General features: G+C 59.6%; 13 protein-coding genes. 10 read left to right on the top strand and 3 right to left on the bottom strand.

Annotated elements, in window-relative coordinates:
* The first annotated feature begins 249 nt into the window (after positions 1–249).
* From BFW87_RS04700 to BFW87_RS04670, 7 genes are all read left to right on the top strand, one after another.
* Complete coding sequence (locus BFW87_RS04700) at positions 250–1,509, top strand: D-mannose isomerase (RefSeq protein WP_078738800.1); 1,260 nt, start codon at positions 250–252, stop codon at positions 1,507–1,509.
* Positions 1,510–1,613: 104 nt separating this feature from the next.
* The gene (locus tag BFW87_RS04695) at positions 1,614–2,900 is read left to right on the top strand and encodes an ABC transporter substrate-binding protein (protein ID WP_078738799.1); all 1,287 of its coding nucleotides are present in this window, start codon (positions 1,614–1,616) and stop codon (positions 2,898–2,900) included.
* Between the two features lie 92 nt (positions 2,901–2,992).
* Positions 2,993–3,901 carry a carbohydrate ABC transporter permease gene (locus tag BFW87_RS04690; protein ID WP_053257700.1) on the top strand — a complete coding sequence of 303 codons (909 nt, stop codon included), beginning with the start codon at positions 2,993–2,995 and terminating at the stop codon, positions 3,899–3,901.
* Positions 3,894–4,739, top strand: a complete 846-nt coding sequence (locus BFW87_RS04685; protein ID WP_078738798.1) for a carbohydrate ABC transporter permease — start codon at positions 3,894–3,896, stop codon at positions 4,737–4,739. The genes BFW87_RS04690 and BFW87_RS04685 overlap by 8 nt, the downstream gene beginning before the upstream one ends.
* Positions 4,740–4,741: 2 nt before the next feature.
* Positions 4,742–5,902 carry an ABC transporter ATP-binding protein gene (locus BFW87_RS04680; RefSeq protein ID WP_078738797.1) on the top strand — a complete coding sequence of 387 codons (1,161 nt, stop codon included), beginning with the start codon at positions 4,742–4,744 and terminating at the stop codon, positions 5,900–5,902.
* Between the two features lie 85 nt (positions 5,903–5,987).
* The gene (locus BFW87_RS04675) at positions 5,988–7,334 is read left to right on the top strand and encodes a carbohydrate porin (protein WP_078738796.1); all 1,347 of its coding nucleotides are present in this window, start codon (positions 5,988–5,990) and stop codon (positions 7,332–7,334) included.
* A gap of 214 nt (positions 7,335–7,548) precedes the next feature.
* Entirely contained in the window at positions 7,549–8,394 is an 846-nt protein-coding gene (locus BFW87_RS04670; protein ID WP_078738795.1) for a D-hexose-6-phosphate mutarotase, read from the top strand.
* 113 nt (positions 8,395–8,507) lie between these two features.
* On the opposite strand, the gene BFW87_RS04665 is transcribed toward BFW87_RS04670, so the two are convergent.
* On the bottom strand, positions 8,508–9,368 hold the full coding sequence (locus tag BFW87_RS04665) for a MurR/RpiR family transcriptional regulator (protein ID WP_170039859.1): 861 nt from the start codon (positions 9,366–9,368) through the stop codon (positions 8,508–8,510).
* Between the two features lie 219 nt (positions 9,369–9,587).
* Here BFW87_RS04665 and zwf point away from each other — a divergent pair, with 219 nt between their 5' ends.
* Genes zwf through BFW87_RS04650 form a run of 3 tightly spaced genes read left to right on the top strand, consistent with a single transcriptional unit; the run spans position 9,588 to position 12,437 of the window.
* The gene (zwf, locus tag BFW87_RS04660) at positions 9,588–11,054 is read left to right on the top strand and encodes a glucose-6-phosphate dehydrogenase (protein WP_078738794.1); all 1,467 of its coding nucleotides are present in this window, start codon (positions 9,588–9,590) and stop codon (positions 11,052–11,054) included.
* Positions 11,041–11,754, top strand: a complete 714-nt coding sequence (gene pgl, locus BFW87_RS04655) for a 6-phosphogluconolactonase (protein ID WP_078738793.1) — start codon at positions 11,041–11,043, stop codon at positions 11,752–11,754. Before zwf ends, pgl begins: the two co-directional genes overlap by 14 nt.
* A 17-nt stretch (positions 11,755–11,771) precedes the next feature.
* Positions 11,772–12,437, top strand: coding sequence for a bifunctional 4-hydroxy-2-oxoglutarate aldolase/2-dehydro-3-deoxy-phosphogluconate aldolase (locus BFW87_RS04650; protein WP_078738792.1), 666 nt, complete (start codon positions 11,772–11,774; stop codon positions 12,435–12,437).
* A gap of 136 nt (positions 12,438–12,573) precedes the next feature.
* On the opposite strand, the gene BFW87_RS04645 is transcribed toward BFW87_RS04650, so the two are convergent.
* Both BFW87_RS04645 and BFW87_RS04640 read right to left on the bottom strand, forming a co-directional pair.
* Entirely contained in the window at positions 12,574–13,749 is a 1,176-nt protein-coding gene (locus BFW87_RS04645) for an aminotransferase class V-fold PLP-dependent enzyme (RefSeq protein ID WP_078738791.1), read from the bottom strand.
* 10 nt (positions 13,750–13,759) lie between these two features.
* On the bottom strand, positions 13,760–13,996 hold the full coding sequence (locus tag BFW87_RS04640; RefSeq protein ID WP_017735664.1) for a DUF3820 family protein: 237 nt from the start codon (positions 13,994–13,996) through the stop codon (positions 13,760–13,762).
* Positions 13,997–14,066: the final 70 nt, after the last annotated feature.

Raw genomic sequence — 14,066 nt, 5'->3', positions numbered from 1 at the left:
CCTGATCGTTCCCACGCTCTGCGTGGGAATGCATCCCGTGACGCTCTGCGTCACCCTTGCGTGGAGCTTAAGCCATGCGTCGTCTGCTGGACGCGGAGCGTCCGAGGCTGCGTTCCCACGCAGAGCGTGGGAACGATCGTTTTAGTGAATGTCACAAGGCGGTGACATTTCCCCTCCGCTTCGTTACTTGCCCCCACCGCCCCCTTGTTTAGACTCCGGTCATCCCATAAAAAATAATAAGGGCCACCCATGACCACGCAACCACTGCCTGCCAGCAGCTGGCTGAACGCACCTGCCCATCACGCCTGGCTTGCCGCGGAAGGCCAGCGCCTGCTGTCTTTCGCCAAGGCCTCCCGGCTGCCGGACGGTTTCGGCAACCTGAACGACACAGGCCAACTGCCCGCGGATGCCCGTGCCGAAACCATGAACACCGCCCGCATGACCCACAGCTTTGCCATGGCCCACGCCATGGGGCTGCCCGGTTACGCCGAGCTGGTCGAACACGGTGTTGCCGCCCTCAGTGGCCCTTTGCACGATAGCGAGCACGGTGGCTGGTTCGCCACGCCGCACGCCCTTGATGGCAACCGGGGCAAGGCTGCCTACCTGCACGCCTTCGTCGCCCTGGCCGCGAGCTCTGCGGTGGTCGCCGGTGCACCCGGTGCACAGAACCTGCTGAACGACGCGACCCATATCATCGACCAGTTCTTCTGGAGCGAGGAGGAGGGCGTGATGCTCGAATCCTTTGCCCAAGACTGGACGGGTGTTGAGGCCTATCGCGGCGCCAACAGCAACATGCACGCCACCGAAGCTTTTCTCGCCCTGGCCGATGTCACCGGCGACTCACGCTGGCTGGACCGCGCGCTGCGTATCGTCGAGCGCGTTATCCACAGCCATGCCGCCGGCAACCAGTTCATGGTCATTGAGCATTTCGACGCCCATTGGAAACCCTTGCTCGGCTACAACGAAGACAACCCTGCCGATGGCTTTCGCCCCTATGGCATCACCCCCGGCCACGGTTTCGAGTGGGCACGGCTGGTGCTGCACCTGGAAGCCGCGCGCCTGCAAGCCGGGCTCGCCACGCCGGAGTGGCTGGTGACCGACGCCAAGGGCCTGTTCGCCAGTGCCTGCGAGTACGCCTGGGCCGTGGACGGAGCCCCCGGCATTGTCTACACCCTGGACTGGAAGCACCAGCCGGTGGTGCGCGAGCGCCTGCACTGGACCCACGCCGAAGCCGGCGCTGCCGCCCAAGCCTTGCTCAAACGCACCGGCGAGCTGCATTACGAAACCTGGTATCGACGGTTCTGGGAGTTCTGTGAAACCCGCTTTATCGACCGTATCAACGGCAGCTGGCACCACGAACTCAGCCCGCACAACACGCCTAGCGCGAAGATCTGGGGTGGCAAACCCGACCTGTACCATGCCTGGCAAGCGGTGGTGCTGCCTGCACTACCCTTGGCTCCCAGCATGACCAGCGCTCTGGGTCGGGGTTTGTATGTCACCAAATGGTGACATTTGTACGTCCCTTTGTTACCTGCAGCTCAAATATCCCTGTTTAAACTCCGTGCAGCGCAAGCTCTAGACTTGCATGCATAACAACAAGAAAAGGTACTCAGATGAACGCGATTAATCGCCTCGCCGTTGCTATTTCCATTGCCTCGTTGTTTCCCCTCAGTGCATTTGCCGCCGACTCGAAAGGGACGGTTGAAGTTGTGCATTGGTGGACCTCAGGCGGTGAAAAAGCGGCTGTAGACGTACTGAAGGCTCAAGTTGAAAAAGACGGCTTCGTCTGGAAAGACGGCGCCGTAGCCGGTGGCGGTGGCGCCACGGCAATGACCGTGCTGAAAAGCCGTGCAGTGGCTGGCAACCCGCCAGGCGTTGCCCAGATCAAAGGCCCGGACATTCAGGAATGGGCGTCGACTGGCCTGCTCGACACTGACGTGTTGAAGGACGTCGCCAAAGAAGAGAAGTGGGATTCCCTGCTCGACAAGAAAGTCTCCGACACCGTGAAGTACGAAGGTAACTACGTTGCCGTACCGGTCAACATCCACCGCGTCAACTGGCTGTGGATCAACCCGGAAGTCTTCAAGAAAGCCGGTATCACCAAGAACCCTACCACCCTCGAAGAATTCTACGCAGCGGGCGACAAGCTCAAGGCCGCGGGTTTCATTCCGCTCGCCCACGGTGGCCAGCCTTGGCAGGACAGCACTGTATTCGAAGCCGTCGTCCTGTCGGTGATGGGTGCAGATGGCTACAAGAAAGCCCTGGTTGACCTCGACAACGCTGCGCTGACTGGCCCGGAAATGGTCAAGTCGCTCACCGAGCTGAAGAAAGTCGCGACCTACATGGACGTTGACGGCAAAGGCCAGGACTGGAACCTCGAAGCCGGCAAAGTCATCAACGGCAAAGCCGGTATGCAAATCATGGGTGACTGGGCCAAGTCCGAATGGACTGCCGCCAAGAAAGTCGCCGGGAAAGATTACGAGTGCGTAGCCTTCCCGGGCACCGAGAAAGCCTTCACCTACAACATCGACTCCCTGGCGGTGTTCAAGCAGAAAGACAAAGGCACTGCTGCCGGTCAGCAGGACATCGCCAAAATCGTGCTGGGTGAAAACTTCCAGAAAGTCTTCAGCATCAACAAAGGCTCGATCCCTGTTCGGACCGACATGCTGCAGAAAATGGACTCGTACGGTTTCGACTCGTGCGCCCAGACCGCTGCCAAGGACTTCCTGGCTGACGCCAAGACTGGCGGCCTGCAACCAAGCATGGCGCACAACATGGCCACCACCCTGGCCGTACAAGGTGCGTTCTTTGATGTCGTGACCAACTTCATCAACGACCCGAAAGCCGACCCAGCCGACACCGCCAAGAAACTCGGCGCTGCGATCAAGTCTGCCAAGTAACGGTTAGCACTGCTGGTCCTTGTGAGGGGAAACCCCCTGACCCCTCACAAGGCATGCTTTTGTAGTCCTTTTTCCCTGTACTGGATTTTCCCATGAGTTCTGTTGCTGTGTTCAGCAAGGCCTCGCCGTTCGACGCACTGCAGCGCTGGCTCCCTAAACTGGTGCTGGCGCCCAGCATGTTCATCGTGCTGGTGGGCTTCTACGGCTACATCCTGTGGACGTTCGTGCTGTCGTTCACCACCTCCACGTTCCTGCCCAGCTACAAATGGGCTGGCCTGGCGCAGTACGCGCGGCTGTTCGACAACGACCGCTGGTGGGTCGCGAGCAAGAACCTGGCTGTGTTCGGCGGGATGTTTATCGGCATCACCTTGGTGATCGGCGTGACCCTGGCGATTTTCCTCGACCAGAAAATCCGACGCGAAGGCTTTATCCGCACCATTTACCTGTACCCGATGGCGCTCTCGATGATCGTGACCGGTACCGCGTGGAAATGGCTGCTCAACCCGGGCATGGGCCTGGACAAACTTCTGCGGGACTGGGGCTGGGAAGGCTTCCGTCTCGACTGGCTGATCGACCCGGACCGCGTGGTCTACTGCCTGGTGATTGCCGCCGTGTGGCAAGCCTCCGGCTTTATCATGGCGATGTTCCTCGCTGGCCTGCGCGGTGTTGATCAGTCGATCATCCGTGCCGCCCAGATCGACGGCGCCAGCCTGCCGCGCATTTACTGGAGCGTAGTGCTGCCAAGCCTGCGTCCGGTGTTCTTCAGTGCAGTGATGATCCTGGCGCACATCGCCATCAAGAGCTTCGACCTGGTAGCGGCGATGACCGCTGGCGGCCCGGGCTACTCGTCCGACCTGCCTGCGATGTTCATGTACTCGTTCACCTTCAGTCGTGGCCAGATGGGCATGGGCTCGGCCAGTGCAATCCTGATGCTCGGCGCGATCCTCGCGATCATCGTGCCTTACCTGTACTCCGAGCTGAGGACCAAGCGTAATGACTAGTCTCGCCTCCAAACCTTCCATCAGCCTGAGTCGCATCGCGATCTACGCGGTGCTGATCCTCGCCGTGCTGTTGTACCTGGTGCCGCTGGTAGTGATGCTGCTCACCAGCTTCAAGACCCCGGAAGACATCAACACCGGCAACCTGCTGAGCTGGCCGACCGTGGTCACCGGCATTGGCTGGGTCAAAGCCTGGGCTACTGTGGATGGCTATTTCTGGAACTCGATCAAGATCACTGTTCCGGCGGTACTGATCTCCACCGCCATCGGCGCACTGAACGGTTACGTGCTGTCATTCTGGCGCTTCAAAGGCTCGCAGCTGTTCTTCGGTTTGCTGTTGTTTGGCTGCTTCCTGCCGTTCCAGACCGTGCTGCTGCCGGCGTCGTTCACCCTCGGCAAGATGGGCCTGGCCAGCACCACCACCGGCCTGGTGTTTATCCATGTGGTCTACGGCCTGGCGTTCACCACGCTGTTCTTCCGTAACTACTACGTGAGCATTCCGGATGCGCTGATCAAGGCGGCACGCCTGGACGGTGCAGGTTTCTTCACGATCTTCCGCCTGATCATTCTGCCGATGTCGACGCCGATCATCATGGTTTGCCTGATCTGGCAATTCACCCAGATCTGGAACGACTTCCTGTTTGGTGTGGTGTTCTCCAGCGGCGACTCGCAGCCCATCACGGTGGCGCTGAACAACCTGGTCAACACCAGCACCGGGGCCAAGGAATATAACGTGGATATGGCGGCGGCGATGATCGCCGGGCTGCCGACCCTGCTGGTCTATGTGATCGCAGGCAAGTATTTCGTGCGCGGCCTCACGGCCGGCGCGGTCAAGGGGTAATCATGGCTACGCTTGAACTTCGCAATGTAAACAAGACCTATGGCGCCGGCCTGCCCGACACCTTGAAGAACATCGAACTGTCGATCAAGGAAGGCGAATTCCTGATTCTGGTCGGCCCTTCGGGGTGCGGTAAATCCACGCTGATGAACTGCATCGCCGGCCTGGAAACCATCACCGGCGGCGCGATCATGATCGGTGACCAAGACGTCAGCGGCATGAGCCCCAAGGACCGTGACATCGCCATGGTGTTCCAGTCCTACGCGCTGTACCCGACCATGAGCGTGCGCGAGAACATCGAATTCGGGTTGAAGATCCGCAAGATGGCCCAGGCCGATATCGACGCCGAAGTGGCGCGCGTGGCCAAGCTGCTGCAGATCGAGCACCTGCTGAATCGCAAGCCAGGCCAGCTTTCCGGTGGTCAGCAGCAACGTGTGGCCATGGGCCGTGCGCTGGCGCGTCGTCCGAAGATCTACCTGTTCGACGAACCGCTGTCCAACCTCGACGCCAAGCTGCGCGTCGAGATGCGCACCGAAATGAAGCTGATGCACCAGCGTCTGAAAACCACCACCGTCTATGTCACCCACGATCAGATCGAAGCAATGACCCTGGGCGACAAAGTGGCCGTGATGAAGGACGGCATCATCCAACAATTTGGTACGCCGAAAGAAATTTACAACGACCCGGCCAACCTGTTTGTGGCAAGCTTTATCGGTTCACCTCCAATGAACTTCGTACCTTTGCGCCTGCAACGCAAAGATGGCCAGTTGATAGCGCTTCTCGACAGCGGCCAGGCGCGATGCGAATTGCCGCTGAGCATGAACGACGCTGGCCTTGAAGACCGCGACGTGATTCTGGGCTTGCGCCCTGAGCAAATCGTACTGGCAACGGGGGAGGGCAATGGCGCTTCGAGCATTCGTGCCGAAGTCCAGGTTACCGAACCGACCGGCCCGGACACCCTGGTGTTCGTGCAGTTGAATGACACCAAGGTCTGCTGCCGTCTGGCGCCGGATGTGGCGCCGCAAGTGGGTGAGACCCTGACCCTGCAATTTGATCCAGCCAAGGTGCTGCTGTTCGATGCCAAGACTGGCGAGCGCCTGGGCACTGCAGCTTCTTTGCCTGCACAGGGACATGCCGACAATGTGGCCCAGTTCAAAGGCCGCTGAAGAAGATAAGTTGTTGTTTTAGTTAAAAAAAGTAAACCGCGTTAGATAAAAACAGTTTAATAACAATAAAGACGAGGATGTAGGGATGAAAAAGCAACACAACAACACCCGGCTGATCTGCCAACTGTCAGCAGCTGCAGCCCTGGTATTGTCCGCCAATGCGATGGCGGCCGATGCATTCAGCTCTGACTCCAAGTGGATGACGGGCGATTGGGGCGGCGAGCGTACCAAGCTGATCGAGCAAGGTATCGACATCAAGGCTGACTACGTCGGGGAAGTCGGTGGCAACCTTAGCGGTGGCTACAACAACGACAAAACTGCCCGTTACGCCGACCAGTTTGGTCTGGGCGTAGCACTGGATCTGCAAAAGCTGTGGGGCTGGGATAACACCCAGGCCAAGATCCAACTGACCAACCGTAATGGCGCCAACATCTCCAATGACCGTATTGGCGACCCGCGTGCCGGCACCTTGAGTTCGTCTCAAGAAGTTGATGGCCGTGGCCACATGGTGCGTCTGACCCAGTTCTGGATTCAGCACCAGATGTTCGACAACAAGTTGGACGTGAAACTCGGTTACTTCGGTGAAGGCGAAGACTTCAACACCTTCCCGTGCGACTTCCAGAACCTCTCGTTCTGCGGCTCGCAAGTGGGTAACTACGTAAACACCTGGTACAACTGGCCTGTCAGCCAAGCGGCTATCCGTGTGAAGTACAACATCACGCCTGAGCTGTATGCGCAGATCGGTGCGTACAACCAGAACCCGTCGCAGCTGGAGCACGGCAACGGCTTCAAACTCAGCGGCAGCGGCACCAAGGGCACCGTATTGCCGGTGGAATTGGTCTGGTCGCCGAAGGTCAATGGCCTGCCGGGCGAATACCGTGTGGGTTACTACAAGAGCACGGCTGACGCGACCGACGTACGTGAAGACGTCAACGGGAACGACGCTGGCACCACCGGCGCTGCCTTCCGTGTCCGCAGCAGCAAAAGCGGTTACTGGGGTGTTCTGCAACAACAACTCACCACGCACAATGGCGACGCTTCCCGTGGTCTGAACATCGCGGCCAACGTGACCTTCCACGACAAAGACACCAACCTGGTCGACAACTACCAGTCGTTGATGCTGGTGTACAAAGGTCCGTTCGACGCACGTACCAAGGATGACGTCGGTATCGGTGTTTCCCGTATCCACGCCAACAGTGACGTGAAGAAAAACGCTGAGCTGCTCAATGCCGCTGGCGGTTTCACTGACTACGACCAGTCGGGATTCTCACCACTGCGTAACACTGAATACAACGTCGAAATCAACTACGGCTTCCACGTTACCAACTGGCTGACCGTGCGCCCCAACCTGCAATACGTCGCCAACCCAGGCGGTGTTAAAGAAGTCGACAACGCGCTGGTAGCGGGCCTTAAAATTCAGTCTACGTTCTAACGCTGTTGCGATAAGCTCCTTCTCTCTGTGCGCATTTTGCGGGTAGCCATGGCTACCCGCTTTTTTTTGAGGAAGGGGAGCACATCTCCCTGTGGGAGCTGGCTTGTCGGATCGCCGCACCGCTGCGATCCAGGCGACTCGGTACAGCAGGCTAGCCGCGCTGATGCCATCGCAGGCAAGCCAGCTCCCACAAAGACATTCAGGACCGTGGCACATGCATGAGCATCCGCTGCAACGCTTTTTCAAATCCCTGCGTGAACAACCGGTGTTTGCCTGGGAGCGCTTTCAGATGCGCGACGTGTTGGTGATCGACCACCCGCTGTGCCAGGCGGTGTTCAGTCGCCAGGGCGCGCAACTGCTGCACTTTCAGCCTGCCGGGCAAAAACCCTGGTTGTGGTGCGCGGCCAAGTGGCCACAGGTCGGCGCCATTCGTGGCGGCGTGCCGGTGTGCTGGCCGTGGTATGGGCGTCATCCGAGCGAAAACGCCTGGCCGTCCCACGGTTGGGCGCGTCTGATCGACTGGAAACTGCTCGACAGCAGCACCGACGACGATGGCGTGCGCCTGCACTGGCAACTGCAACTGTGCGATTGGCAGGTGGACCTGCACGCGCACTTGGGCGAAACCCTGGAACTGCGCCTGAGCACCGAGCATCAGGACGAACTGCCGTGCCAGTTGAGCCATGCTTTGCACGCCTACTGGCGTATTGGTCACGTTGACGAGATAGCGCTGTCTGGGCTCGATGGGGCGCAAGGCTACGATCAGCTCAACCGCCAGGTGTGCCAGCAGGAAGGCGAGTTGCGTGTGGATGGCGGCTGTCAGCGGGTGTTTCAACATGACGGAGAATTGCAGCTCAAGGACCACGCCTGGCAGCGCGAGCTGTGCATCGATACGGGCGATAGCGCCGACACGGTGGTGTGGCATCCGGGCAGCCGGCCGTTATTGGGTGTGAGTTTTAACGAGGCGTCTGGGTTTGTGTGTGTGGAGTCGGCGATGGCCGCGGCGAGTTTGGCACCGGGGGAGAGGGCGCACCTCAGTTTGCAGGCGCGGGCCGGGGTTTAGCGGTGGTGCTTATGGCGCTATCGCAGGCAAGCCAGCTCCCACATTTGGAATGCATTCCCCTGTGGGAGCTGGCTTGCCTGCGATAGGGTCGGTACTGCTGGTGGAGATTGCTGCTAGTTGAACTCATCCCCCACCGGATACCGGCTGTCATTCAAACTCTCTTTGATCTTGCGCAAATGCGGCTGGAAATCCACACCCCGGCGCAAGGTCATGCCCGTCGCCAACACGTCCAGCACGGTCAACTGAATGATCCGCGAGGTCATCGGCATGTAGATGTCGGTGTCTTCAGGCAACGGAATGTTCAGGCTCACGGTACTGGCCTTGGCCAGCGGCGAGTTCTCGGCGGTCACGCCCAACACTGACGCGCCGTTTTCTCGGGCGATACGCGCCACTTCCACCAGCTCACGGGTACGCCCGGTGTAGGAAATGATCACGAACAACTCGCCGGTATGCGCCACCGACGCGATCATGCGCTGCATCAGCACGTCGGCGTGGGCGGTCACGGCCAGGTTGAAGCGGAAGAACTTGTGCAGCGCATCCATGGCCACCGGGGCCGAAGCGCCCAGGCCGAAGAAGTGGATCTGCCGTGCCTGGATCAACAGATCCACGGCCTTGCTGATCAGGGCCGGGTCGAGGGCCTGGCAGGCACTGTCCAGGGACGCAATCGCGCTGCCAAAGATCTTCTGCGTGTAGGCCTCAGGGTTATCATCGGCCTCCACGGCACGGCTGACATACGCCGCGCCACTGGCCAGACTTTGCGCCAGTTGCAATTTAAGTTCAGGGTAACCGCTGACGCCGAACGAACGGCAGAAACGGTTGACCGTCGGTTCACTGACCGAGGCGGCTTGGGCGAGGGCGGCGATAGAGAAGCGGGTCGCCTGCTGTGGGTTGAGCAGGATGACCTCGGCGACTTTTTTCTCGGCCTTGTTCAATTCTTCGAGGCGGTTCCGGATCTGTTCCAGAAGATTTCGCACGCGGTCCATTCAGTCTTTCCTTCGGGCGACGATGCAAATTAAGGGCGGTAGCCAATCGACGAGTGGCATTTCGCGGTGGCCTATCCTACTGAGGGTAGCTGAACACCACCACTCGGAATGCGTATTTCGGGAAAATGTTGTGGTTATTACTACATTTTTCCTTGAGTGATACCTTAAAAAAAGGTATTTGTAGCTTAACTTGATAAAAGAACAAACATCATGCCTTCGATAACCGTAGAACCCTGCACCTTTGCCCTGTTTGGCGCCTTGGGTGATCTGGCGCTGCGCAAGTTATTTCCTGCCCTCTATCAACTTGATGGCGCCGGGCTCCTGCACGACGACACGCGCATCCTGGCCCTGGCCCGTGAAGCCGGTTCCGAGCAGCAGCACTTGGCCCACATCGAAAAAGAATTGCGTAAGTACGTTGGCAAGGAACTCGACGAAGCCGTGGCAGCGCGCTTCCTCGCACGCCTGGCCTACGTGCACGTCGACTTCATGAAAGCCGACGACTATGTGGGCCTGGCTGAAAAAGCCGGCAGCGAACAACGCCTGATCGCCTACTTCGCTACCCCGGCGGCGGTGTACGGCGCGATCTGCGAAAACCTGGCCAAGGTCGGTTTGGCGGAAAACACCCGCGTCGTGCTGGAAAAACCCATCGGCTCGGACCTGGAATCTTCGCGCAAGGTCAACGACGCCGTGGCGCAGTTCTTCCCGGAGAACCGCACTTACCGCATCGACCACTACCTGGGCAAAGAAACCGTCCAAAACCTGATCGCCCTGCGTTTCGCCAACAGCCTGTTCGAAACCCAGTGGAACCAGCATTACATTTCCCACGTGGAAATCACCGTGGCCGAGCAGGTCGGGATCGAAGGCCGTTGGGGCTATTTCGACAAGGCCGGCCAGCTGCGCGACATGATCCAGAACCACCTGTTGCAACTGCTTTGCCTGATCGCCATGGACCCGCCGGCCGACCTGTCCGCCGACAGTATTCGTGACGAGAAGGTCAAGGTGCTCAAGGCGCTGGCGCCGATCAGCCCGGAAGGCCTGACCACTCAAGTAGTGCGCGGCCAGTACATTGCCGGTTACAGCGCTGGCAAGCCGGTGCCGGGTTACCTGGAAGAAGAGAATTCCAACACCCAGAGTGACACCGAGACGTTCGTTGCCCTGCGTGCCGACATCCGCAACTGGCGTTGGGCCGGGGTACCGTTCTACCTGCGCACCGGCAAGCGCATGCCGCAAAAGCTGTCGCAGATCGTTATCCATTTCAAGGAACCGTCCCACTACATCTTCGCCCCCGAGCAGCGCCTGCAGATCAGCAACAAACTGATCATCCGCCTGCAGCCGGACGAAGGTATTTCCTTGCGTGTGATGACCAAAGAGCAGGGCTTGGACAAGGGTATGCAACTGCGCAGCGGCCCGCTGCAACTGAATTTTTCCGACACCTATCGCAGCGCGCGGATTCCCGATGCCTACGAGCGGTTGTTGCTGGAAGTGATGCGCGGCAATCAGAACCTGTTTGTTCGCAAAGATGAAATCGAAGCCGCGTGGAAGTGGTGTGACCAGTTGATTGCCGGGTGGAAAAAATCCGGTGATGCGCCCAAGCCGTATGCGGCCGGGTCCTGGGGGCCGATGAGCTCGATTGCACTGATCACGCGGGATGGGAGGTCGTGGTATGGCGATATCTGAATTGAAACTGCCTCAGGGCGTGACGGCCCATGAGTACCGCACGCCCGTGCTGTTGGCCGACGGTTTGGCCAATGACGTGGCTGAGCAATTGCGCACGGCCATCAGTGCCCGTGGCGAAGCGATCCTGGTGGTGTCCGGTGGCCGTAGCCCCGTGGCGTTCTTCCAGAACCTGGCCAAACAAGGCCTGGACTGGTCCAAAGTCACCATCACCCTGGCCGACGAGCGCTGGGTGCCGGTTGAGCATGCCGACAGCAATGCCGGCTTGTTGAAGAAATACCTGCTGCAAGGCCTGGCGGCAGAGGCGAAGTTCCTTAGCCTCTACAACGTTGCCGCAAACCTTGAAGACGCCGCCGAACTGGCCGATCGCCAGTTGGCAGAGTTGCCCGCCATTGATGTGCTGGTACTCGGCATGGGCGATGACGGCCACACCGCATCGCTGTTCCCCAACAGCCCCAACCTGGGCGAGGCGCTGAAGCCCGATGGCACACGCCGTTGCTGGCCGATGTTGGCGCCAACCGTGCCGCACCAGCGCCTGACCATGAGTCGCGCGTTGCTGGCCACGGCCCACTACACCGTGCTGTCGATATCCGGCAGTTCGAAATTGACCACCTTGAGCGCCGCGCTGGCGAGTGACGACGTCGCCGCCATGCCGATTCGCGCGTTTTTGCAACCTACTTTAGAGATTTACTGGTGCCCATGAGCCAAGGATCAGCCGCTATGAAAAGCCCTCAACCGACCGTGTCCATGGCGGACAAAGTTGCCCTCATCGACAGCCTCTGCGCCAAGGCGCGGATCCTGCCGGTGATCACCATCGCCCGCGAACAGGACATCCTGCCGCTGGCCGATGCCCTGGCAGCGGGCGGTTTGACCGCATTGGAAGTGACCCTGCGTTCCGAGTTCGGCCTCAAAGCCATTCAGGTCCTGCGCGAGCAGCGCCCTGAACTGTGCACCGGTGCCGGCACCGTGCTCGACCGCCATATGCTCGAAGCGGCCGAAGTGGCCGGCTCGCAATTTATCGTCACCCCTGGCATCACCCGCGACCTGCTGGAAGCCTCGGTGCACAGCCCGATTCCGCTGCTGCCCGGCATCAGCAATGCCTCGGGCATCATGGAAGGCTATGGCTTGGGTTATCGCCGCTTCAAGCTGTTCCCGGCTGAAGTCAGCGGCGGCGTAGCGGCCATCAAGGCCCTGGGCGGCCCGTTCGGCGAAGTCAAATTCTGCCCAACCGGCGGCGTAGGCCCGGCCAACATCAAACAGTACATGGCGTTGAAAAACGTGATGTGCGTGGGCGGTAGCTGGATGCTGGACCCTGAGTGGGTCAAGAACGGCGACTGGGCCCGTATCCAGGAAGTCACCGCACAGGCGCTGGCGCTGCTCGATTGAGCTGATTTATCGAATCGTTGTTGCTGTGCTTGACGGCATTTTTGCGGCGCACTTGGTCGGTGTGCCGCTTTTTTTTGCCTGTCAAAAAGCTGGGAGGCCAACACAACTTCAAATGTGGGAGCCAGCTCCCACAGTTTTAAACCGTGTTCAGTTCGGTAATTGCGTTGATCAGCACATCGATGTCCGCCGCCGAGGTGACCAACCCCGGTGTCACCCGAATACAGGTACCAAACGCCGCACCCACCCGGGTGGTGGTGAACAGGTTGTAATCCTTGAGCAAACAATCGGCCATCACCTGCTGATCCCGTCCGACAAACTTGAACGCCGTAATCCCGCAATACAGCCGTGGATCGTCCGATGTCAGCACCTCAATCCCCGGCAACGACCGCACCTGACTCACCCACAAATCCCGCAGGTAATTCACCCGCGCGCCCTTGGCCGCTGCGCCACCCAATGCCCGGTGTTCTTCAAACACCAGTGGCAAGGTCATCAATGCGGGAAAATTCGGTGTGCTGTAGGACGTACGCGCGCGCACGTCTGTAGCGGGGTAGTGAAATTCACCCATGTCCGGGTCGATATCGGCCAGGCGCTCCGGGGCGATGTACAGAAAGCCCAGGGTCAGCGGCGCGCCGATCCACTTGTGCAGGTTGAAGCCTGCGAACGCGATGCCCAGCTCCACAAGGTTGAACTCGATCTGGCCCAAGGCATGGGCGCCGTCGAGGATGACGTCAATCCCGTGCTCGCGCGCCGCGTTGGCAATGGCCTCAACCGGCATTACCAGGCCGGTGCGATGGGTGACGTGGGTCAGCGCCATCAGCTTTAAACGCGGGTATTGCACGAACGCATCGCGATACGTCTGCACCAGGCTGTCGAAACTGGCCGGGTGTGTGTGGGACAGTTCGACCACCTCCACGCCGCGCACACCGGCCAACCAGCGCATGGCGCCTTTGACCGTGTCGTACTCCAGGTCGCTGATCAGCACCTGGTCGCCCGGTCGCAGGCCGTTGTAGTTGCGGATCAGCGACTGCAAGGCCTCGGTGGCATTGCGCGTGAAGGCTACTGACTCAGGGTTGACGCCGATCAGCTCGGCCAGTTGGCGGCGTATCTCAACGTTCTCTCCCTGTTCAAAGCGCTGGCGTACGTAGAGCGAGTTGCTGCGGTTGATAAACGCAACGTGTTCCAGGTATTGCGCCCGTACCACACGGCTCATGCGCCCGAAGTAGCCGTTTTCCAGATTGATCGGGCCGGGCTCCAGCTCGTAGCGTTGGGCGATGGTTTGCCAGTGGCGTTCGTTATCAGCATTGCGGGGCATGGCGAGGCTCTTAATGGCGCGGGGCGGGTTTGCCGTGTTTGGCGCGCAGCGGTTCCAGCAGTTCGGCGAGGCCGTTGCTGTCGATTTCCTGCATCAGTGCCAGCAACCCGCCCAGTTCGCCGTGGGGGAAACCTTCACGGGCAAACCAGTTCAGGTAAGGCCCCGGCAGGTCGGCGATGATCCGACCCTTGTACTTGCCGAAGGGCATTTGGCGGGTGATCAGCAGTTCGAGTTTTTCGGGATTCATGGGCTTCAAGCGATTGAGTCGAGACCCTGGAAAATACAGGCATTCTGCATGAAGGCCAAATGACAGATCA

Origin of the sequence: Pseudomonas fluorescens (genome assembly GCF_002022275.1) — a bacterium.
GTDB classification, from domain to species: domain Bacteria; phylum Pseudomonadota; class Gammaproteobacteria; order Pseudomonadales; family Pseudomonadaceae; genus Aquipseudomonas; species Aquipseudomonas fluorescens_AJ.
This window is presented reverse-complemented; position numbering and strand designations above follow the sequence as displayed.

Bases quoted from the DNA above. Each gene is read 5' to 3' on its own strand.
- BFW87_RS04700 (WP_078738800.1), top strand. From the start codon at position 250: ATGACCACGCAACCACTGCCTGCCAGCAGCTGGCTGAACGCACCTGCC.
- BFW87_RS04695 (WP_078738799.1), top strand. From the start codon at position 1,614: ATGAACGCGATTAATCGCCTCGCCGTTGCTATTTCCATTGCCTCGTTG.
- BFW87_RS04690 (WP_053257700.1), top strand. From the start codon at position 2,993: ATGAGTTCTGTTGCTGTGTTCAGCAAGGCCTCGCCGTTCGACGCACTG.
- BFW87_RS04685 (WP_078738798.1), top strand. From the start codon at position 3,894: ATGACTAGTCTCGCCTCCAAACCTTCCATCAGCCTGAGTCGCATCGCG.
- BFW87_RS04680 (WP_078738797.1), top strand. From the start codon at position 4,742: ATGGCTACGCTTGAACTTCGCAATGTAAACAAGACCTATGGCGCCGGC.
- BFW87_RS04675 (WP_078738796.1), top strand. From the start codon at position 5,988: ATGAAAAAGCAACACAACAACACCCGGCTGATCTGCCAACTGTCAGCA.
- BFW87_RS04670 (WP_078738795.1), top strand. From the start codon at position 7,549: ATGCATGAGCATCCGCTGCAACGCTTTTTCAAATCCCTGCGTGAACAA.
- zwf (WP_078738794.1), top strand. From the start codon at position 9,588: ATGCCTTCGATAACCGTAGAACCCTGCACCTTTGCCCTGTTTGGCGCC.
- pgl (WP_078738793.1), top strand. From the start codon at position 11,041: ATGGCGATATCTGAATTGAAACTGCCTCAGGGCGTGACGGCCCATGAG.
- BFW87_RS04650 (WP_078738792.1), top strand. From the start codon at position 11,772: ATGAAAAGCCCTCAACCGACCGTGTCCATGGCGGACAAAGTTGCCCTC.
- BFW87_RS04645 (WP_078738791.1), bottom strand. From the start codon at position 13,749: ATGCCCCGCAATGCTGATAACGAACGCCACTGGCAAACCATCGCCCAA.
- BFW87_RS04640 (WP_017735664.1), bottom strand. From the start codon at position 13,996: ATGAATCCCGAAAAACTCGAACTGCTGATCACCCGCCAAATGCCCTTC.